Consider the following 20,561-nt stretch of genomic DNA (forward strand, 5'->3'; position numbering starts at 1 on the left):
CCAGTTCAAGCCGGCTCCTACATTGGTTCTGCGGTGTGAGGGAGGGGCGGTTACAATGCCGCTCCACCGAGGAGCCTTGATGACTGCCCTGCTTAACGACTGGCGCCACCGCCCTACCCATCGCCGCGTCTGGGCCCTGGCCGCGCCGATGATCCTGTCGAACATCTCGGTGCCGTTGGTGGCGCTGGTCGACAGCATGGTCATCGGCCACCTGCCCCATGCCCATCAGTTGGGTGCGGTGGCCGTCGGCGCCAGCTTGTACACCTTTCTCGCCTGGGCCATGGGCTTTTTGCGCATGGGCTCCACCGGTTTTGCCGCCCAGGCCGCCGGGCGCAATGACGGCGCGGCGCTGCGGCAGATCCTGCTGCAAGGCCTGTTGCTGGCGCTGGGGCTGGCGATGCTGCTGGGCACGGTGGGCATTCCCTTGAGCCACCTGGCCCTGGAATGGATGCAACCCTCCCCCGAACTCAATGAACTCACCCGCGAATTTTTCCACACCCGCCTGTTCGGCCTGCCCGCCGCGCTGGCCAGCTATGCGCTGGTCGGCTGGTTCCTCGGTACGCAAAACGCCCGTGCACCGTTGGCGATTCTCCTGACCACCAACCTGGTGAACATCGCCCTGAACCTGTGGTTCGTCCTGGGACTGGACTGGGGCGTTGTCGGCTCGGCGCGTGCGTCGGTCATGGCCGAATGGACCGGCGCCCTGCTCGGCCTGGCCCTCACGCAAAAGGCCTTGCGCGCCTACCCGGGGCATATTGCCTGGGCGGCGCTGAAGGTCTGGGAAAGTTGGCGCCCGCTGCTGGCGGTGAACCGCGACATCTTTATCCGCAGCCTGGCGCTGCAGTCGGTGTTTTTCATGATCACGGTGCAGGGCGCACGCCTGGGCGATGCCACCGTGGCGGCCAATGCGCTGCTGCTCAATGGCCTGCTACTGACAGCCCACGCGCTAGACGGGCTGGCCCATGCCGTCGAAGCCCTGTGCGGCCACGCCATCGGCGCCCATGACCGCCAATCCCTGCGCCGTTCACTGGTGGTGGCCGGAGGTTGGTCGCTGATCGCCAGCCTCGGCTTTGCCTTGCTGTTCACCTTCGCCGGGCACCTGTTTATCGCCATGCAGACCGATATCCCCAGCGTGCGCGAAACCGCCGACATTTACCTGCCGTATCTGGCGGTGCTGCCACTGATTGCAGTGTGGAGTTACCTGCTGGACGGCTTGTTCATTGGCGCCACCCGAGCGCGGGAGATGCGCAACGGCATGCTGCTCACCGTGGCCCTGACGTTGCCATTCGCCTGGACGTTGCAGGGCCTGGGCAACCATGGGCTGTGGATCACCTTCCTGCTGTTCATGGCCCTGCGCAGCCTTACTTTGTGGGCGATTGCGTGGCGCCTGAACCGGCAGAATCAGTGGCTTGGATAAACGCGGTCACACGGTCCAGCACCGGCGCCAGCCAGCGTAGCGGCCGGGAGATTGAAGCCACCAACGTCGCATGGCTGGTCTTGGTGAAATAGGACACTTGGACGGGCACGCCAGCGGCGCGCAACTTGCTCGCCAGGCCATCGGTGTTACGCGTTGGGTTGACCAGGCTGTCGTCGGTGGACGCGAGCAACAGCGCAGGCGGCGCACCGGCGCTGACGTGGTTGATCGGCTGGGAGTCGAGCGGTGAGTCCGGGAAGAAGAACACCGGCCGCACATCTCTGTTCTCAATCGGCAGGAAGTCATACGGCCCGGCCAGGCCGATCCAGCCTTTGAACACCGAAGGCGACAAGCCCACTTCATTCAGCCAGCGCGCATCCAGCGCCAGCATCGACGCGTTATAGGCGCCGGAGCTGTGGCCCATCACGTAGAGCTGTTTTGGGTCGGCGCCGAACCCAGCGATGTGCTTGTAGGTCCAGGCCACCGCCTGGGCGCCGTCCTGGAGAAAGGCGGGGTAACGCACTTGCGGGTAGAGTCGGTAGTCGGCAATAACGACGACGATACCGCGTGAGGCCAGGGCTTCACCGACGAAACCGTAGTCGTCCTTTGAGCCGCTGTTCCAGCTGCCGCCATAGAAAAACACCACGACCGGGGCATTGGAGATCGCCGGGGCGGGTCGGTAGATATCGAGTTTCTGCCGGGGATCAGTGCCGTAGGCAATGGCAGAAGTTTTGGTGAAGGTACTGGAGGGGGTGAGTGCGTTGAGCACATTGATGGGGGAGCAGGCTGCCAGGAAGGCGGCGAGTGCCAGGGTGAACGCTTGCAGGAGCTTGCTCGACATCATTCACCTCGACTATCACCTGTAGGAGCCGGCTTGCCGGCGATGGCGTCCTTGAAATACTTGCACGTCTCAAGGGCCTCATCGCCGGCAAGCCGGCTCCTACAAGGTCGGTGTTGTCAGGAAGACAGGTACGACGAACGGGTCAGGCCCAGGCGCAACGCGTCGAGGAACTGGGTACGTTCACTCGCGCTGATCTTCGCGCTCGCACACTTGTCACGGTAGTGCGTCATCAACTCCTCCGGCGACAAGTGCACGTAGCGCAGCATGTCTTCGATGGTGTCGTGGGTCTCGATCCCGGCGCTGTACACCGAGCCGTCTTCACGCTGGTAGATGTTCACCGAGTCGGTGTCACCGAACAGGTTGTGCATGTCACCCAGAATCTCCTGGTAAGCACCCACCAGGAAGATACCCAGCAAGTAGTCCTCGCCTTCGTTCAAGGCGTGTACCGGCAAGCTGGTCTCGATGGACTGCTCGTCGACGTACTGCTTGATCTTGCCGTCGGAGTCGCAGGTCAGGTCTTGCAATACGGCACGGCGCAGCGGCTCTTCGTCGAGACGGTGCAGCGGCAGGATCGGCAATACCTGGCCGATGGCCCAGGTGTCCGGCAGGCTCTGGAATACCGAGAAGTTGCAGATGTACTTGTCGGCCAGCTTGTCGTTGAGTTCGTCCAGCACTTGGCGGTGCGAGCGCTGGCGGGCTTTCAACGAGTTGTGCAGGCGGCGGCACACGGCGAAGTAGCACTGTTCGGCCAGGGCTTTTTCCGCCAGGGTCAGCTTGCCGTCGGCGTACTGTGCGGCCACGTCGCTCATGTAGTGGGTGGCGCGCCAGTAGGTTTCGGTGACCATCTCGATGTCGGTCGGGCCGAGCAGGTCCACCAGCCATTGCACGGTTTCCGGCAGGGCTTCCTTGTTTTCGATTTCCGGCACGTCGTCGTTGTGTTTCTCGACGTCGGTGACCTGCACCACCAGCATGGCGTGGTGGGCGGTCAGGGAACGGCCGCTTTCGGAGAAGATGTGCGGGTGCGGCAGGCTCTGCGCATCGCAGAATTCCTTGAGCATGCCCACGACCACGCCCGCGTAGTCGTCCATGTCGTAGTTGATGGAGCTGGCGTTACGCGAGTGCGTACCGTCGTAGTCCACGCCCAGGCCGCCGCCGACGTCGATGTGGTCCACCGGCAGGCCGAGGTTGCGCAGTTCGCCGTAGTAACGGATGGCTTCCTTGAAGCCGTGCTGGTAGTCCGCCAGGTTGGCGATCTGCGAGCCCATGTGGAAGTGCAGCAGACGGATGCCCTGATCCAGGCCCGCCGCGCGGAAGCGCTCGACCACGGACAACAGTTGCGCCGCCGACAGGCCGAACTTGGACTTCTCGCCACCGGTGTCCGCCCACTTGCTCGACGCCAACGACGACAAACGCACGCGCAGGCCAACCTGTGGCTTGACCTTGAGGCTCGCCGCCTCTTCGATCACCAGGCCGACTTCGGATTCTTTCTCGATCACGATGAACACGTTGTGGCCCAGCTTCTGGCCCATCAGCGCCAGGCGGATGAACTCACGGTCCTTGTAACCGTTGCAGACGATGGTGCCGCCCTTCGGCGCCAGGGCCAGCACGGCCAGCAGCTCGGGCTTGGAGCCGGCTTCCAGGCCGATGGAGACGTTCTGGGTGGCGATGATGTTCTCGATCACCGCTTCCTGCTGGTTCACCTTGATCGGGTACAGCGCGGTGTACTTGCTCTGGTATTCCAGGCGCTCGATGTTCGCATCGAAGGCGCCGGTCAGCTGGCGTACACGGTCTTGCAGGATGTCGGGGAAGCGCACCAGCAGCGGCAATGACAGGCCGCTCTTGCGCAGCTCGTCGACTTGCTCGTACAGGTCGACGGGCGTGCTGTTCGGGCCGTTCGGACGGACTTCAACGCGACCGGCATCATTGATCGCGAAATACCCGCCCCCCCAATGGCGAATCCCGTAAACACTGCGGCTGTCCGCAACTGTCCATTGGCTGCCATCGTCTTTGCGTGTGCGTCGTACGGACATCGAAGTCCCCTATAAATGAAGTCGAAGGCACCGCCCCTCTCTGAGGCTGGCGCAGTCTAAAGAATGAAAATGACGATTTGCCTGCGTGGAAGGTAGGACCCCACACGCAGGACAGAGTTTAGACACAGGTCGGGAAGAGGCTTTCAGCCGCCGGACTTCTTGGCCTTGTACCCGAGCTTGATCAGCTCGGCCAACAGCAACTCGACGTGATCGCCCTGGATCTCGATGACGCCGTCTTTCAACGCGCCGCCGGTGCCACAACGCTTTTTCAGCGTGGTGGCCAGTTCTTTCAGGGCATCCTCGGCCAGCGGCACGCCGGTGATGGTGGTCACCGTCTTGCCGCCACGGCCCTTGCTCTCGCGTCGCACGCGGGCAATACCGTCGCCTTGGGGGATCAGGGTCTGTTTACAGGTACACGAATCCACGGGCTGACGACAGTCCGGGCAGTGTCGACCTGCGTCGGTGGAAAATACCAGGCCACCAAGGGCGGCGAAGGATGCGGCTTTTTTGGCCACCGGCAATCCTCTTGGGAGGACAAAGACTGATCGGCCCCTGCAAAGAGGTGACCGACCGCGAAGCCCCACTCAGGCAGGGGCAGCGCTACCGTACCACCAGGGTTCAACCCTACCTGTAGGAGCCGGCTTGCCGGCGATGGCGATCTTGAGGACGCCATCGCCGGCAAGCCGGCTCCTACAGTGAATACGGGGTGAAGCTGGGTGGTACGGGTGAAAAGTCGCGCAGTGTAACGGCAAAAAGCCCCGTTGCTAAGAGCCAAATGGCGCCAATTTATGCAACTTTAGCGACGTGAAGCGAGATAACGCCGCAACCCCTCTTGAGCGTCCGGGCAGTAGGGCTTTTGTTCGGCCTCCTGCAGGACAATTTCAAGGGGTAGAAAGCGCGCTTCCATGACTTCTTCGGGCTGCAGGCGCAGGGGGCCATCCCAGACCGCCGAGTAGGATTTGCACCACAGCCGGCTGTCGCCATCTTCAAAATAGAAATGGTCGTGCTCGGTCAACACCACCCCGCCGACGCCCAACTCTTCTTCAAGCTCACGGGCTGCCGAATCGGCGTAGCTCTCGCCGGCCGCCACCATCCCACCCGCTGCCGTGTCCCAGAACCCGGGATACATGGCTTTGCTCAGGGTGCGCCGATGCACACACAGCTCGCCGGCTGAATTGAACAGGAAGATAAAGGTGCAACGGCCAATCAGGCCGCGCTGGCGCAGGTCGGCGCGAACGAGGGCGCCGAGCAGGTTGTCCTGCTCGTCGACCCAGCAGATCAGTTCAGCATCGGAGGCCGCACGGTGCGCGGCCTCTTTTTGAGTGGCGTCCATCATCAACCCTGGTTGAGGAGCTGACGCAAATCGATCACTGCAGCGTTGGCCCGGGAAATGTAGTTAGCCATGACCAGCGAGTGGTTCGCCAGTACACCGAAACCACTGCCGTTAAGAATCATAGGACTCCATACCGGCTCCTGCGAGGCTTCCAGCTCACGAATGATCTGGCGCACGCTGACGGTGGCGTTTTTCTTGGCCAGTACATCGGCAAAATCCACTTCGATGGCGCGCAGCAAGTGAGACAAGGCCCACGCCTGGCCACGGGCCTCGTAGAACACGTTGTCGATCTGCATCCAGGGGGTTTCCACCACTTCTTCATCGACCTGCGGCACTTCACCCGGGGCCAGGGCCTCGGTTTTCAGCGCCGTGTTCAACTTGACGCGACCCACGCTCGCCGACAGGCGTTGCGACAGCGAACCCAGGCGAGTGGCGACATCACCCAGCCAGTTGTTCAGGTTGTCGGCACGCGCATAGAACAACGCGCCCTTCTGGTTCGGGTCCGACAGACGCGCTTCGTAGCGGCTCAGGGAGTTGATGCCTTCCTGGTATTCCGACTCGCTGGACGGCAGCACCCAGCTCTTGTTGTCGAAGTTGAAACGCGGCTCGGCCTTGGCCAGGTCGGCGTCTTCAGCCGACTGCGACTGCGAACGGGCGAAGTCTTTGCGCAGGGCGCGGGTCAGGTCGCGCACCTGCACCAGCACGCCGTATTCCCAGCTCGGCATGTTGTCCATCCACAGGCCTGGCGGGAAACGGTCGTTGGAAATGTAGCCACCGGGCTTGTTCAGCAAAGTGCCGACCACGGTCTTGAGGGTTTCGACGGTGGTGAAGCCCACCACCATCTGCTTGCCTTCCTTCTCGGCGGCCAGCTGGGCGTTCTGCTGGACCGGGAACAGCGCCGGTTCTTCGCTCCAGTACCAACCCAGGGCGCCGGTCACCAGCAGGTACAGACCCAGCACACTAAGCAAGGCCTTGCTCATCAGCAGGTTGCGAAAATAGCTGCGGTTGGCCGACTTGGGCTCAGGGGCGGGGCCTTTGGCAGTGCCTTCGCGGTTTTTCCAGTCCAGCATGGCGATATCCTTTCAATCACTTGAGTTCATGCACGTCAATGGTCCGGGTGCGTTCAAACACTCCGACCACAACCCTACCCCATCGTGCCCATCGGCGCGGGGCTTTTAACCGAAAGTGGCGTGCGAGAGATGTTCGACTATAAAGGATGCACGCTTTTTACGCTGCGCGACCATGAGGTCAAAAACTGAATCACACAGACACGTACTTAATTGACGTATGACACTCATGTAACAGAAAAGAGGTGCTAGCATAGAGCCATCAGTCGACCTCAGCATGCACCCTAACTAGTAGTCAGGATATGACCGAGCCAGAAGACCCCAGCCGTGAGCGTCTCAAGCACCATTTTGCCCAGCGGGTAATTCATCAGGCACGTCAAATTCTTGAGATCTGGCAGCGCCTGCAACGCAGTGAATGGTCGAACGCAGACTTGTCCGAACTCAGCGAAGCCAACTTGCGCCTGCTGCGCTTTGCCGAGCGTTTCGAACAACCGGAACACGGCCAGTTGGCGCGGCATATCGGCGAGTCCCTCAAGGCGGTGGATGAAAACCGCGGGCGCCTCAGCAGCCATCTGATCACCGAACTCAACCGCTTGATGCAACGCCTGTCCCGCACCGGCCTGCGCCAGGGCGACCAGCTGGAACAAACCTTCCTGCCGCCGATGCGCAAGCCGATCTACGTGATGCTGGCCGATCACGACCGCGCCGAGCGCCTGGCCAAGCAGCTGGAATTCTTCGGCATGAGCGCCCAGTCCCTGGACAGCGTGGCGGCGTTCCGTGCGTCGATGGCCGAGCGCTTGCCTTCGGCGATTGTCATGGACGTGGATTTCTGCGGCACCGGCCTGGGCCTCACGCTGGCCGCCGAAGCCCAGGAAGGCCTGGAGCAGAAGCTGCCACTGTTGTTCTTCAGTCTGCACGAAACCGACACCCCAACCCGCCTGGCCGCCGTGCGCGCCGGGGGCCAGGAGTTCCTCACCGGCACGCTGGAAGCCTCAAGCCTGCTGGAAAAGATCGAAGTGCTGACCTGCGTCGCCCAGTACGACCCCTACAAAGTGCTGATCATCGACGACTCCCGGGCCCAGGCCCTGCACACCGAGCGCCTGCTCAACAGCGCCGGCATCGTCACCCGCACACTGATCGAGCCGATCCAGGCCATGGCCGAGCTGGCGGACTTCCAGCCCGACCTGATCATCCTCGACATGTATATGCCCGCCTGTACCGGCACTGAACTGGCCAAGGTGATCCGCCACAATGACCGCTATGTCAGCGTGCCGATCATCTACCTGTCGGCCGAGGACGACCTGGATAAACAGTTGGACGCCATGAGCGAAGGCGGCGACGACTTCCTCACCAAGCCGATCAAGCCGCGCCACCTGATCACTACCGTGCGCAACCGCGCCGCCCGTGCGCGCAACCTGAAAGCGCGAATGGTGCGCGACAGCCTGACGGGCCTGTACAACCACACCCATATCCTGCAATTGCTCGAAGACTGCAGCTTCCGCGCACGTCGCGAGAACAAGCCGCTGAGCTTTGCCATGCTCGACATCGACCACTTCAAGCGGGTCAACGATAGCCACGGCCACCCCATGGGCGACCGCGTGATCAAAAGCCTGGCGCTGTTTCTCAAGCAGCGTTTGCGCAAGACCGACTATATAGGGCGCTACGGCGGTGAAGAGTTCGCCATCGTGATGCCCGACACTGACCTGGAATCGGCCTGCAAGGTGCTGGATGAAATTCGCGGGCGCTTTGCCGAAATCCACTACCCCGCCCAACCGCAGGATTTGTGGTGCACCTTCAGTGCTGGCCTGGTGGAGCTGTGCGACGGTTCCGACAGCCTGATGATGGCGGCCCAGGCCGACGAGGCGCTGTACCGCGCCAAGGATGCCGGGCGCAACCGCGTGCAAGCCGCACGCACGTCAAAGCAAAGTGCCACCTTTTCACCGGAATCCACTGATTCCGTCATAACCTTGTAATGAAAACGCAATAACTTCAGGCACTTATCTTTTGCTGTCGGTTGAAACCACGCATGCGCCTGAAGCTGCTGACCAATCTCAATACCCTCCTTCTAGTGGCCGTGTGCCTGGCACTTGGGGCGACACTCTGGTGGTCGCAACGGGCGCTGGAGCGGCCGTACTTGCTGATGGAACGCTACCTGGGCCTGTCCCAGAATTTTCAGAACCACGCCGCGCGCAACATTGACGACTACCTGGCCAGCGGCGACGCCCTGCGCTTGAGCAGTGCCAGCCAAAGCCTGGAAAACCTGTTGCAGCACCTCGACGATTTGCCGGTCGACCTGGCGCAAAGCCTGCGCCCGAGCCTGGTAGACCTCGATGGTTTCAGCAAAACCGACCTGCTGGCCGCTGGCAAGCTGGCGGGCGACCCGCAAGCCTTGCTGCTGCAAGCCGAACGCGAACTGGGCGCGAACCTGGAGCAACTGAGCCAGTACGCCATAGGCGTGAATACACCTGAGGCTGCGCGCTACCTGCCGCCGCTGTTGGCAGCGTCCCAGCATTTGGGCAAGTTGTCCCTGGCCCGCGGCAAGCTGGTGAGCAGCGGCCGCGCCGAGCTGGCCGATGATGTGGAGCGCGAGATCACCAACATCCGCGCCCAGGCTGACCTGCTGGCGCAGTTGCCACTGCTGGGGGTGACCGCCGCCGCCGAATCGAGCAGCGATGATTTCTCGGCCATGATGGGCCTGGAAAACAGCGAAAAAACCGTCGCCCAAGACACCGGCGTCGACCTCAAGCGCGAACTCAACAGCCTGTTGACCCGCTACCCCGCCGAACTCAAGCGCACCCGCGACCAGATCCAGCAACGGGCTGACCTGGCCACCGCCACCCACCTGAAAATCAAGGCCGTGCAGGAAGCCATCGCCGGCCTGGAACCCGTGGTGCGTGCCCAGCACGGCAAGATCCAGGGCGAAGTGCGCCTGATGCAGGGCGTGATGATCGGCCTGATCCTGCTGATCGCGCTGTTGATCGACACCCTGCAACGCCGCCTGGCCCGCGTGCTGACCAACCTGGCCCCGGCCCTGTCGACCTGGGCCGAAGGCGACTTCAGCCAGCCGATCGCCCTGGGCAAGACCAACCGCGAGTTGCACGATATAGAAGCGTCCCTTAACCGCTTGCGAGCCTACCTGGTGGACCTGGTGGGCACGATTCGCGGCAATGCCGAAGAAGTCGCCGGCAGCAGCCGCGCGCTGGCGGAACTGAGCAGCGGCCTGCATGACGGCGCCGAACGCCAGGCCGGGGATACCGCGCAGATCCGTGATTCCCTGGGCGAACTGGAGGCGACCATCCAGCAAGTGGCGGGCGATGCCAGCCAGGCGGCCGGTGCCAGCCGCAGTGCCGGCCAGGCGGTGGAGCACGGCCAGCGGGTCATCGGTTTGAGCCTGACCGGGCTGCATGCCTTGGTGGGTGAAGTGCAGCAAAATGCGCAGATGATCGAGAAACTTGCCGAAGAGTCCGCCACCATCGGCGGTGTACTCACGGTGATCCGCTCGATTGCCGACCAGACCAACCTGCTGGCCCTCAACGCCGCCATCGAAGCCGCCCGCGCCGGTGAGGCCGGCCGTGGTTTTGCCGTGGTGGCCGACGAAGTGCGTTCCTTGGCCCAGCGTACCGCAGGCGCCACCGCCGAAATCCAGACCCTGATCGCCGGCCTGCAAAGCGCCGCCCACCAATCGGTGGAAGGCATGCGCGCCCAGGTTGAACATGCCGAAGCCACGGCCCAGCAGGCCCAGGCGGCCGATGGTGCGCTGGATGAAATCGTCGGCGCGATTCAGACCATTTCTGAAACCGCCGTGCGCATCGCCGATGTGACCGCGCAGCAGAGTGGTGCCGTCAGTGAAATCCGTGACAACAGTGAGCGAATTCACCAGCTGGGCGAGGACAACCTGCTGCGTATCGGGCAGGGCCGTAGCCAGGGTGAGCATTTGCTGGTGTTGGGTGGGCATCTCAACACGGCGGTGAAAGCCTTCCGCGTGTGACGCGATCCCGAATCAAATAGAGATCAACCTGTGGGAGCTGGCTTGCCTGCGATAGCGGTGGATCAGGCAACCTATCCGGCGCTGACATACCGCTTTCGCAGGCAAGCCAGCTCCCACATTGATCTGCGTCTACCTCATCACCGTGTTTCCAATGACCGGATACGAGGCCACAGTCACAAATTTCGCGCTATCCTCGCTAATCGTGCTGCCTACTGCATAGAACTGGACAGTCACAAAGGCTTTGCGGCATAGTCGCCGGGTTCTGCCGTACCCACATCAATAACAAGGAACAGCCGATGGCGACCTTTCTGGTTCTACACGGACCCAACCTGAACCTGCTCGGCACCCGTGAACCGGGCGTCTACGGGGCAGTCACCCTGGAACAGATCAACCTCGATCTGGAACGCAGGGCCCGTGAAGCCGGCCACCATCTGCTCTACCTGCAAAGCAATGCCGAGTACGAATTGATTGATCGCATCCACGCCGCGCGTGGCGAAGGCGTGGACTTTATCCTGATCAATCCCGCCGCTTTTACGCACACAAGTGTTGCATTACGTGACGCGCTGCTGGCGGTGAGCATCCCATTCATCGAAGTGCATTTGTCGAACGTGCACAAACGCGAAGCTTTCCGCCATCACTCCTACTTCTCCGACGTTGCGGTAGGTGTGATCTGCGGCCTTGGCGCCAGCGGTTACCGACTGGCCCTGGAGGCCGCCCTGGAACAACTTGAACAACCGGCCAAGCGCCCCTGACCGACCCTTGGGAGTTGATGATTCATGGATATCCGTAAAGTTAAGAAACTGATCGAACTGCTGGAAGAATCCGGTATCGACGAGCTGGAAATCAAGGAAGGCGAAGAGTCCGTACGGATCAGCCGTCACAGCAAGACCCCGGCTCAACAGTTCTACGCACCGCAAATGCAAGCACCGGCTCCAGCCGCTGCTGCTCCGGCCGCCGCGCCTGCTGCCGCCGCTGCACCTGCCGCCCCGGCCGCGCCTGCGCTGAACGGTTTCGTGGTCAAGTCGCCAATGGTCGGTACCTTCTACCGCACCCCGGCACCGACCTCGCCAGCCTTCGTTGAAGTCGGCGCAACCGTGAAAGTGGGCGACACCATCTGCATCGTTGAAGCGATGAAGATGATGAACCACATCACGGCTGAAAAAGCCGGCGTCATCGAATCCATCCTGGTAGAAAACGGTCAGCCGGTTGAGTACGACCAGCCGCTGTTCACCATCGTTTGAACCGCGGAGTGCCTTCGATGTTGAAACCTGCGAAGAAACTGGAAAAAGTCCTGATCGCCAACCGCGGTGAGATCGCCCTGCGAATCCTGCGCGCCTGTAAGGAACAAGGCATCAAGACCGTCGCTGTTTACTCGACGGCCGACTCGGAACTGATGCACGTGAAACTGGCGGACGAAAGCATCTGCATCGGCCCGCCACTGGCCACGAACTCGTACCTGAAAGTCCCAAGCATCATCGCCGCGGCAGAAGTGACCGGCGCTACCGCTATCCACCCAGGCTACGGTTTCCTCGCGGAAAACGCCGACTTCGTCGACCAGGTGGAAAAATCCGGCTTTACCTTCATCGGCCCCAAAGCCGAGACCATTCGCCTGATGGGCGACAAGGTCTCCGCCAAGGAAGCCATGATCGCGGCCGGCGTACCCACCGTTCCAGGTTCCGACGGCCCACTGCCTGAGGACGAGGAAACCGCTCTGCGCATTGGTCGCGAAGTCGGTTACCCGGTGATCATCAAGGCCGCCGGTGGCGGTGGTGGTCGCGGCATGCGCGTGGTGCACAAGGAAGAAGACCTGATCGAAGCCGCCAAGCAGACCCGCTCCGAAGCCGGCGCCTGGTTCAACAACCCGATGGTCTACCTGGAAAAATACCTGACCAACCCACGTCACGTGGAAGTGCAGGTATTGTCGGACGGCCAGGGCCACGCCATTCACCTGGGTGACCGCGATTGCTCGCTGCAACGTCGCCACCAGAAGGTACTGGAAGAAGCCCCGGCACCGGGCCTGGACGAAAAAGCCCGCCAGGAAGTTCTGGCTCGCTGCGTCAAGGCGTGCATCGACATCAACTACCGTGGCGCCGGTACCTTTGAGTTCCTCTACGAGAACGGCCGCTTCTACTTCATCGAGATGAACACTCGTGTGCAAGTAGAGCACCCGGTTTCGGAGATGGTCACCGGTATCGACATCGTCAAGGAGATGCTGAGCATCGCCGCTGGCAACCCGCTGTCCTTCACCCAGGACGACGTGAAGATCCACGGCCACTCCCTGGAGTGCCGGATCAACGCCGAAGACCCGAAAACCTTTATCCCAAGCCCTGGCCTGGTCAAGCACTTCCACGCGCCCGGCGGCAACGGCGTACGTGTGGATTCGCACCTGTACAGCGGCTACAAGGTTCCGTCCAACTACGACTCGCTGATCGGCAAGCTGATCACCTGGGGCGCCACCCGCGACGAGGCCATGGCCCGTATGCGTAACGCCCTGGACGAAATCGTGGTTGACGGCATCAAGACCAACATCCCGCTGCACCGGGACCTGGTCCGTGATGAAGGCTTCTGCGAAGGTGGTGTGAACATTCACTACCTGGAACACAAGCTGGCTAACCAGTAAGTGACCACCCACAAAAAAGCCGCCCTCGGGCGGTTTTTTTGTGGGTGGCCACTTACGTGTAGGAGCCGGCTTGCCGGCGATAGGCCCGCAAGCCCTGCATCAACTTCACGGCCGCCATCGCCGGCAAGCCGGCTCCTACAATTTCAGGATGGATACATTCCTCTGTGGGAGCGGGCTTGTGTGGGAGTCGGGCTTGCCCGCGATGCAGTCGCCTCGGAGTATCAGTAATACCGAGGTGATGCTATCGCAGGCAAGCCAGCTCCCACACAAGCCCGGCTCCCACATTTGTTATGTGTACACCCCTCCCGCCGCTCGCGTAAACTTGCGCCCTTTCGCAGCCCCGCTGCGCTGCACATTCAATTTTTTCAAAGGTGCCCGCCATGCCTTGGCTGCAAGTCCGTCTCGCCATCAGCCCAGAACAAGCCGAAACCTATGAAGACGCTTTCCTCGAAGTCGGCGCTGTATCGGTAACCTTCATGGACGCCGAAGACCAGCCGATCTTCGAGCCGGAACTCAACACCACCCCGCTGTGGTCCCACACCCACTTGCTGGCCCTGTTCGAAGACGGCACCGATGCCGCCAGCGTACTGGCCCACATGGAACTGCTCACCGGCGGCCCGCTGCCCGAGCATCACAGCGAAGTCATCGAAGACCAGGACTGGGAACGCAGCTGGATGGACAACTTCCAGCCCATGCGTTTCGGCCAGCGCCTGTGGATCGTGCCAAGCTGGCACGCCGCGCCGGAACCGGATGCGGTCAACTTGCTGCTGGACCCGGGCCTCGCGTTCGGCACCGGCACCCACCCCACCACCGCGTTGTGCCTGGAATGGCTGGATGGCCAGGACCTGACCGACAGCCACGTGCTGGACTTCGGCTGCGGCTCGGGGATCCTCGCGATTGCCGCACTGTTGCTGGGCGCCAAAGAGGCGGTGGGTACCGACATCGACGTGCAGGCCCTGGAAGCCTCCCGCGATAACGCCGGGCGCAACAACATCCCTGAAGGCAAATTCCCGCTCTACCTGCCGGAGCAATTGCCGCAGGTGCAGGCCGATGTGCTGGTGGCGAACATCCTCGCCGGCCCGCTGGTGTCCCTGGCCCCGCAACTGTCGAGCCTGGTCAAGCCGGGCGGGCGCCTGGCGCTGTCGGGCATCCTCGCTGAGCAAGGCGAAGACGTCGCCGCGGCCTATGCGAAGGATTTCGAGCTGGACCCTATCGCCAACCGTGATGGCTGGGTACGCATCAGCGGTCGTCGGCGCTAGAATGAGCGCTTGCCTGAATCGGATGGCCGCATGACCGACAGTTTCGTCACCCAGTGCCCGCATTGCCAGACCCGCTTTCGCGTCAGCCACGCCCAGTTGAGCGTGGCCCGTGGCGTGGTGCGCTGCGGCTCGTGCCTGCAAGTGTTCAACGCGGCTCGCCAGTTGCTGGAGCAACGCGCCAGCGCATCGGCCCCCGAAGCGCAGAAGCCGGTTGCCGCCGAGCCAGTGCCCGACGTTGCGCCTGAAGCCACCCCGCAGGCACCGCGAGCCATCAGCCAGAAGCAGTGGACGGCCGAAGAGCTGGACCTGGACAACCTGGACCTGGACGAAGAACTGGCCAAGCTGGAACGCCGCGAGATTCAGCACACCCTGCCCGTTGGCGCAGACCGGCGTCAGCCGGGCGCCGATCGTCGGCAAAAGGAAGAGCCCCTCAGCGCCAGCCGCGATTCGGTCAAGGCCGAAGAAGAGAAATGGGCCGCCAGCCTCTTCAGCGAACCACCCGAAGAGCGCGCCGCCGCCGCCGAGATCGAGCCTGAACCAGCCAAGGCACCTGCGGCCAGGCAGCGCACCGAACCGTCCATGTCGCTGCACATCGATGACCTCGACGATGAGCCCACCCTGCGCTCGACCGTGGACGACGAAGACATCGACCCGCCCTTCAGCCCCGTCACCCACGGCGAGGACGACGCCGAGCCCGAAGAGCGCCCCCAGCCTCGTCGCAAACAACGGGCACGCGGCCCTGCCAGCGTTCACGACGATGTGCTGCAGGACCTTGAAGACGACCCCTTGCACCTGTACGCACAAAAGCGTCCATCGGGCTGGGGCCGCCGCCTGATCTGGCTGCTGCTGGTGCTGATCGCTGCCGCCGGTCTGGCGGGCCAGTACATCGCCTATCAATTCGACGACCTGGCCCGCCAGGACGCCTACCGCCCGTGGTTCCAGGAACTGTGCCCGAAAGTGGGGTGTACGGTGCCATCGCGGGTGGATATCGCCCATATCAAGAGCAGCAACCTCGTGGTGCGCAGCCACCCGGACTTCGCCGGGGCGCTGGTGGTGGACGCCATCATCTATAACCGCGCCACGTTCTCCCAGCCCTTCCCGCTGCTGGAACTGCGCTTTGCCGACCTGAACGGCAACCTGATTGCCAGTCGTCGCTTCAAGCCTGCCGAATACCTCAACGGTGAACTGGCCGGCGTGAGCGAAATGCCATCGCAGACACCGATCCACATCTCCCTCGATATCCTGGATCCAGGCAACAAAGCCGTGAATTACAGCCTGAGCTTCCACTCGCCCGAGTGAACCGGTTCATGCACGAAGGTTTGACGGCGGCATATTGACTTTGCCGTGCTCGACCAAACCGACGGCGATAAAGAAATAACTGTTCAGATTTTATCCAATTCAGCCTTTATCCAGTCATCGAGAGCGGGTATCATGCCAACCCTTTTTCGAACTCTAATGATCCGGCCCCACAACAGGGAAGTCCTATGTCGGCGGTACGCATCGGCCCATACACATTGCAAAACGGTTTGATTCTCGCCCCGATGGCGGGTGTCACCGACCAGCCCTTTCGTCAGCTGTGCAAGCGTTTGGGCGCAGGTCTTGTAGTCTCGGAAATGGTCACCAGCGACATGAGCTTGTGGAACACCCGCAAATCGCGCATGCGCATGATCCACGAAGGTGATCCCGAGCCCCGCTCGGTGCAGATCGCCGGTGGTGATGCACAGATGCTGGCGGACGCGGCCCGAGCCAACGTGGAGCTGGGCGCACAGATCATCGACATCAACATGGGCTGCCCGGCCAAGAAGGTCTGCAACAAGGCCGCCGGTTCCGCCCTGTTGAAAGATGAGCAGTTGGTTGCCGAGATCCTGCAGGCCGTTGTCGCCGCAGTCGATGTGCCGGTCACCCTGAAGATCCGTACCGGCTGGGACCGGGACAACAAGAACGGCCTGACGGTGGCGAAGATCGCCGAACAGGCAGGAATTACAGCGCTGGCGGTGCATGGCCGCACCCGCGCCGACCTTTACACCGGTGAAGCCGAGTACGACACCATCGCCGCGATCAAGCAGGCGGTGTCGATGCCGGTCTTTGCCAATGGCGATATCGACTCAGCCGAAAAAGCCCGGCGCGTACTCGACGCAACCGGTGCCGATGGTCTGTTGATAGGCCGGGCCGCCCAGGGGCGGCCGTGGATTTTCCGTGAGATCGAGCATTTTCTGCGTACCGGCGACGTGTTGCCGGCACCGGAGCTGATCGAGGTGGAACGTATTCTGCTAGAGCATCTGGCCGCCCTGCACGCCTTCTATGGGGACGTGATGGGAGTACGCATTGCTCGCAAGCATGTCGGCTGGTATCTCGCAACCCTGCCGGGCGCCAGGGAGTTTCGCGCCCACTTCAATCGTTTGGATGATACGGAAGCACAGTGCGCCAACGTTCGTGAGTTCTTCAGCGAGCGTTACAAGAGCCTGGGGACAGGGGACGGAGAGGGGGTGGCCGCATGACGATGATGACCGAGACTTTAGTGAGTGGAACAACACCCGTGAGCGACAACGTCAATTTGAAACAGCACCTCAACACGCCGAGCGAAGAAGGCCAGACCCTTCGCGGGAGTGTCGAGAAGGCGCTGCACAATTATTTCGCCCACCTTGAGGGCGCTTCCGTCACGGACGTGTACAACCTGGTGCTCTCCGAAGTCGAGGCGCCGCTGCTCGAAAGCGTGATGAACTACGTCAAGGGCAACCAGACCAAAGCCAGTGAGCTGCTGGGCCTCAACCGTGGCACCTTGCGCAAAAAGCTCAAACAATACGATTTGCTGTAAGCATTCAATCAAACCAGAAAGGCGCCCGCGTAAAAAACGGTCGCCTTTTTTGCTGACTCCTTTGCTTTTGATGGAAATTGAAATGACCGACCAGACTACCCGCCTGCCGATCCGCCGCGCCTTGATCAGCGTTTCCGACAAGACCGGCATCCTCGAATTTGCCCGGGAGCTGGAAGCCCTGGGCGTGGAAATCCTCTCCACAGGCGGGACCTTCAAACTGCTGCAGGACAACGGCGTGGCCGCAGTAGAAGTGGCGGACTACACCGGTTTCGCAGAGATGATGGACGGTCGGGTCAAGACCCTGCACCCGAAAATCCACGGCGGCATCCTTGGCCGTCGCGGCACCGACGACGCCATCATGGCCGAGCACGGCATCAAGCCGATCGACCTGGTGGCCGTTAACCTGTACCCATTCGAAGCCACCATCAACAAGCCAGGCTGCGACCTGCCGACGGCCATCGAGAACATCGATATCGGCGGCCCGACCATGGTGCGCTCGGCAGCCAAGAACCACAAAGACGTGGCCATCGTGGTCAACGCCAGCGACTACGCCAACGTGCTGGAAAGCCTGAAAGCCGGCGGCCTGACCTACGCCCAGCGTTTCGACCTGATGCTCAAGGCATTCGAACACACCGCGGCCTACGACGGCATGATCGCCAACTACATGGGCACGGTTAACCAGGCGGCTGAAACCCTGTCGACCGAAGGCCGCAGCCAGTTCCCGCGCACCTTCAACAGCCAGTTCATCAAGGCCCAGGAAATGCGCTACGGCGAGAACCCGCACCAGAGCGCGGCGTTCTACGTTGAAGCCAAACCCGCCGAAGTGGGCATCGCCACCGCGACCCAGCTGCAAGGCAAAGAGCTGTCCTACAACAACGTGGCCGACACCGACGCCGCGCTGGAATGTGTGAAGAGCTTCGTCAAGCCGGCCTGCGTGATCGTCAAGCACGCCAACCCGTGCGGCGTGGCCGTCAGCCCGGACGCCGAAGGCGGCATTCGCCAGGCCTACGAACTGGCTTACGCCACCGACACTGAATCGGCTTTCGGCGGCATCATCGCCTTCAACCGTGAGCTGGACGCTGAAACCGCCAAGGCGATTGTCGACCGTCAGTTCGTTGAAGTGATCATCGTCCCAAGCGTGAGCGAAGAGGCCCGTGCCATTGTCGCCGCCAAAGCCAACGTGCGCCTGCTGGCCTGCGGCGAGTGGTCGGCTGACCGCGCTGCTGCCTGGGACTACAAGCGCGTCAACGGCGGCCTGCTGGTACAGAGCCGCGACATCGGCATGATCGGCAGCGAAGACCTGAAAGTCGTGACCAAGCGCGCCCCGACCGAGCAAGAGATCAACGACCTGATCTTCGCCTGGAAAGTCGCCAAGTACGTTAAGTCCAACGCCATCGTCTACGCCAAGAACCGCCAGACCATCGGTGTCGGCGCCGGCCAGATGAGCCGCGTGAACTCGGCGCGTATCGCCGCGATCAAAGCCGAGCACGCCGGTTTGCAGGTGGCGGGCTCGGTGATGGCCTCCGATGCGTTCTTCCCGTTCCGCGACGGCCTGGACAACGCGGCGAAAGCCGGCGTGACCGCCGTGATCCAGCCAGGCGGCTCGATGCGCGACGCAGAAGTGATTGCTGCTGCTGATGAAGCCGGCATCGCCATGGTCTTCACCGGTATGCGCCACTTCCGTCACTAAAAGCACGACTGTAGGAGCCGGCTTGCCGGCGATGGGGCCTTTGAAACCTGTGGTGATTCAGAGGCCGTCATCGCCGGCAAGCCGGCTCCTACAGTGTGTGGTGTTCCCCAGAATTCAGCGTCATCCGAGGTTTTTGAAATGAATGTTTTGATCATTGGCAGCGGTGGCCGTGAACACGCCCTGGCCTGGAAAGTTGCCCAGGACCCACGCGTCCAGAAAGTCTTTGTTGCCCCGGGCAACGCCGGCACCGCCATTGAAGCCAAGTGCGAAAACGTCGCCATCGACGTCCTGGCCCTTGAGCAACTGGCTGACTTTGCCGAGAAAAACGTCTCCCTGACCATCGTTGGTCCGGAAGTGCCGCTGGTGGCTGGCGTCGTGGACCTGTTCCGCAGCCGTGGCCTGGACTGCTTCGGCCCGACCGCAGGCGCCGCCCAGCTGGAAGGCTCCAAGGCGTTCACCAAGGACTTCCTGGCGCGCCACAAAATCCCGACTGCCGACTACCAGAACTTCACCGAGATCGAGCCGGCCCTGGCTTACCTGCGTGAAAAAGGTGCGCCGATCGTGATCAAGGCCGACGGCCTGGCGGCCGGTAAAGGCGTGATCGTCGCCATGACCCTGCAGGAGGCCGAAGACGCCGTTCGCGACATGCTCGCCGGCAATGCCTTTGGGGATGCGGGTTCGCGCGTGGTGATCGAGGAATTCCTCGACGGCGAAGAAGCCAGCTTCATCGTGATGGTCGACGGCAAGAACGTGCTGCCGATGGCCACCAGCCAGGACCACAAACGCGTCGGCGACGGCGACACGGGCCCTAACACGGGCGGCATGGGGGCTTACTCCCCGGCCCCGGTCGTGACCAGCGACGTGCACCAGCGTGTGATGGACCTGGTGATCTGGCCGACCGTGCGCGGCATGGCCGACGAAGGCAATGTGTACACCGGTTTCCTGTACGCCGGCCTGATGATCGACAAAGCCGGCAACCCGAAAGTCATCGAGTTCAACTGCCGCTTCGGCGACCCGGAAACCCAACCGGTGATGCTGCGCCTGCAATCGAGCCTGGTGCTGTTGGTGGAAGCCGCCCTCGCCCAGGCGCTGGACAAGGTCGAAGCGCAGTGGGACCCACGTCCGAGCGTCGGCATTGTGCTGGCCGCCGGTGGTTACCCGGCCGACTACGCCAAGGGCGATGTGATTGAAGGCCTGGACGCGGCTGCTACGCTGGAAGGCAAGGTGTTCCATGCGGGCACCGCGCTCAAGGATGGCAAGGTGGTGACCGCAGGTGGCCGCGTGTTGTGCGCCACCTCGATGGGTGCCAGTGTCGACGCCGCGCAGCAACAGGCGTACAAACTGGCCGCAGCAATCGATTGGAAAGGCTGCTTCTACCGCAAGGACATTGGCTACCGCGCCATTGCCCGTGAACGTGGCGAGAACAGCTGAACAGCTACACTTGCGTAGCTATCCGTTCGGTTAGGCAAGGGCCTCTGGCCCTTGCCGTACACATGTCGCCCCG

Annotated in this window: 17 protein-coding genes; 12 read left to right on the forward strand and 5 right to left on the reverse strand. The window is 62.2% G+C overall.

Annotation, left to right across the window (positions count from 1 at the left end):
- The first annotated feature begins 79 nt into the window (after positions 1-79).
- Positions 80-1,417 (forward strand): MATE family efflux transporter, encoded by a 1,338-nt coding sequence (locus HX792_RS16250; protein ID WP_176997041.1) that lies wholly within the window; start codon positions 80-82, stop codon positions 1,415-1,417.
- Here the strand turns inward: HX792_RS16250 and HX792_RS16255 are convergent.
- The 5 genes from HX792_RS16255 to HX792_RS16275 all read right to left on the reverse strand — a co-directional run bounded on the left by HX792_RS16255 (position 1,362) and on the right by HX792_RS16275 (position 6,688).
- Complete coding sequence (locus tag HX792_RS16255; RefSeq protein WP_176997042.1) at positions 1,362-2,255, reverse strand: alpha/beta hydrolase; 894 nt, start codon at positions 2,253-2,255, stop codon at positions 1,362-1,364. The two genes, HX792_RS16250 and HX792_RS16255, sit on opposite strands and share 56 nt — an antisense overlap.
- A gap of 116 nt (positions 2,256-2,371) precedes the next feature.
- Positions 2,372-4,285, reverse strand: coding sequence for an arginine decarboxylase (gene speA / locus HX792_RS16260; protein WP_176997043.1), 1,914 nt, complete (start codon positions 4,283-4,285; stop codon positions 2,372-2,374).
- Positions 4,286-4,428: 143 nt separating this feature from the next.
- Entirely contained in the window at positions 4,429-4,800 is a 372-nt protein-coding gene (locus tag HX792_RS16265) for a translation initiation factor Sui1 (RefSeq protein WP_176997044.1), read from the reverse strand.
- A gap of 281 nt (positions 4,801-5,081) precedes the next feature.
- Positions 5,082-5,618 (reverse strand): NUDIX hydrolase, encoded by a 537-nt coding sequence (locus HX792_RS16270; protein WP_176997045.1) that lies wholly within the window; start codon positions 5,616-5,618, stop codon positions 5,082-5,084.
- A gap of 2 nt (positions 5,619-5,620) precedes the next feature.
- A complete protein-coding gene (locus HX792_RS16275) occupies positions 5,621-6,688 on the reverse strand; it encodes a DUF2333 family protein (RefSeq protein WP_176997046.1) in 1,068 nt (355 codons plus the stop codon).
- A 299-nt stretch (positions 6,689-6,987) separates the two neighbouring features.
- On the opposite strand from HX792_RS16275, the gene HX792_RS16280 reads away from it, so the two are divergent.
- From HX792_RS16280 to purD, 11 genes are all read left to right on the forward strand, one after another.
- Positions 6,988-8,658: a PleD family two-component system response regulator gene (locus HX792_RS16280; protein ID WP_176997047.1), complete on the forward strand. Its 1,671-nt coding sequence runs from the start codon at positions 6,988-6,990 to the stop codon at positions 8,656-8,658.
- 971 nt (positions 8,659-9,629) lie between these two features.
- Positions 9,630-10,673 carry a methyl-accepting chemotaxis protein gene (locus tag HX792_RS30645; protein ID WP_371319364.1) on the forward strand — a complete coding sequence of 348 codons (1,044 nt, stop codon included), beginning with the start codon at positions 9,630-9,632 and terminating at the stop codon, positions 10,671-10,673.
- 296 nt (positions 10,674-10,969) lie between these two features.
- On the forward strand, positions 10,970-11,425 hold the full coding sequence (gene aroQ / locus HX792_RS16290; protein ID WP_056860456.1) for a type II 3-dehydroquinate dehydratase: 456 nt from the start codon (positions 10,970-10,972) through the stop codon (positions 11,423-11,425).
- A gap of 24 nt (positions 11,426-11,449) precedes the next feature.
- Positions 11,450-11,914 carry an acetyl-CoA carboxylase biotin carboxyl carrier protein gene (gene accB, locus HX792_RS16295; RefSeq protein WP_010213489.1) on the forward strand — a complete coding sequence of 155 codons (465 nt, stop codon included), beginning with the start codon at positions 11,450-11,452 and terminating at the stop codon, positions 11,912-11,914.
- A gap of 17 nt (positions 11,915-11,931) precedes the next feature.
- Complete coding sequence (gene accC / locus HX792_RS16300) at positions 11,932-13,293, forward strand: acetyl-CoA carboxylase biotin carboxylase subunit (protein WP_176997049.1); 1,362 nt, start codon at positions 11,932-11,934, stop codon at positions 13,291-13,293.
- A gap of 380 nt (positions 13,294-13,673) precedes the next feature.
- Positions 13,674-14,552 (forward strand): 50S ribosomal protein L11 methyltransferase, encoded by an 879-nt coding sequence (gene prmA, locus HX792_RS16305; RefSeq protein ID WP_071491599.1) that lies wholly within the window; start codon positions 13,674-13,676, stop codon positions 14,550-14,552.
- Positions 14,553-14,582: 30 nt separating this feature from the next.
- A complete protein-coding gene (locus tag HX792_RS16310) occupies positions 14,583-15,851 on the forward strand; it encodes a DUF3426 domain-containing protein (RefSeq protein ID WP_176997050.1) in 1,269 nt (422 codons plus the stop codon).
- 185 nt (positions 15,852-16,036) lie between these two features.
- Positions 16,037-17,050 carry a tRNA dihydrouridine synthase DusB gene (dusB, locus tag HX792_RS16315; protein ID WP_176997051.1) on the forward strand — a complete coding sequence of 338 codons (1,014 nt, stop codon included), beginning with the start codon at positions 16,037-16,039 and terminating at the stop codon, positions 17,048-17,050.
- Positions 17,047-17,367 (forward strand): DNA-binding transcriptional regulator Fis, encoded by a 321-nt coding sequence (gene fis / locus HX792_RS16320; RefSeq protein ID WP_002555375.1) that lies wholly within the window; start codon positions 17,047-17,049, stop codon positions 17,365-17,367. Before dusB ends, fis begins: the two co-directional genes overlap by 4 nt.
- An 82-nt stretch (positions 17,368-17,449) precedes the next feature.
- A complete protein-coding gene (gene purH, locus HX792_RS16325; RefSeq protein ID WP_176997052.1) occupies positions 17,450-19,057 on the forward strand; it encodes a bifunctional phosphoribosylaminoimidazolecarboxamide formyltransferase/IMP cyclohydrolase in 1,608 nt (535 codons plus the stop codon).
- A 138-nt stretch (positions 19,058-19,195) separates the two neighbouring features.
- Positions 19,196-20,488 carry a phosphoribosylamine--glycine ligase gene (gene purD / locus HX792_RS16330; protein WP_176997053.1) on the forward strand — a complete coding sequence of 431 codons (1,293 nt, stop codon included), beginning with the start codon at positions 19,196-19,198 and terminating at the stop codon, positions 20,486-20,488.
- Positions 20,489-20,561: the final 73 nt, after the last annotated feature.

The sequence above is a fragment of the Pseudomonas sp. B6002 genome (genome assembly GCF_013385985.1).
GTDB lineage: Bacteria > Pseudomonadota > Gammaproteobacteria > Pseudomonadales > Pseudomonadaceae > Aquipseudomonas.

Coding starts and splice junctions, on each gene's coding strand:
- prmA (WP_071491599.1), top strand. CDS start 13,674: ATGCCTTGGCTGCAAGTCCGTCTCGCCATCAGCCCAGAACAAGCCGAA.
- HX792_RS16255 (WP_176997042.1), bottom strand. CDS start 2,255: ATGTCGAGCAAGCTCCTGCAAGCGTTCACCCTGGCACTCGCCGCCTTC.
- speA (WP_176997043.1), bottom strand. CDS start 4,285: ATGTCCGTACGACGCACACGCAAAGACGATGGCAGCCAATGGACAGTT.
- HX792_RS30645 (WP_371319364.1), top strand. CDS start 9,630: ATGATCGGCCTGATCCTGCTGATCGCGCTGTTGATCGACACCCTGCAA.
- HX792_RS16275 (WP_176997046.1), bottom strand. CDS start 6,688: ATGCTGGACTGGAAAAACCGCGAAGGCACTGCCAAAGGCCCCGCCCCT.
- fis (WP_002555375.1), top strand. CDS start 17,047: ATGACGATGATGACCGAGACTTTAGTGAGTGGAACAACACCCGTGAGC.
- purH (WP_176997052.1), top strand. CDS start 17,450: ATGACCGACCAGACTACCCGCCTGCCGATCCGCCGCGCCTTGATCAGC.
- HX792_RS16280 (WP_176997047.1), top strand. CDS start 6,988: ATGACCGAGCCAGAAGACCCCAGCCGTGAGCGTCTCAAGCACCATTTT.
- accB (WP_010213489.1), top strand. CDS start 11,450: ATGGATATCCGTAAAGTTAAGAAACTGATCGAACTGCTGGAAGAATCC.
- HX792_RS16250 (WP_176997041.1), top strand. CDS start 80: ATGACTGCCCTGCTTAACGACTGGCGCCACCGCCCTACCCATCGCCGC.
- aroQ (WP_056860456.1), top strand. CDS start 10,970: ATGGCGACCTTTCTGGTTCTACACGGACCCAACCTGAACCTGCTCGGC.
- dusB (WP_176997051.1), top strand. CDS start 16,037: ATGTCGGCGGTACGCATCGGCCCATACACATTGCAAAACGGTTTGATT.
- purD (WP_176997053.1), top strand. CDS start 19,196: ATGAATGTTTTGATCATTGGCAGCGGTGGCCGTGAACACGCCCTGGCC.
- HX792_RS16310 (WP_176997050.1), top strand. CDS start 14,583: ATGACCGACAGTTTCGTCACCCAGTGCCCGCATTGCCAGACCCGCTTT.
- accC (WP_176997049.1), top strand. CDS start 11,932: ATGTTGAAACCTGCGAAGAAACTGGAAAAAGTCCTGATCGCCAACCGC.
- HX792_RS16270 (WP_176997045.1), bottom strand. CDS start 5,618: ATGGACGCCACTCAAAAAGAGGCCGCGCACCGTGCGGCCTCCGATGCT.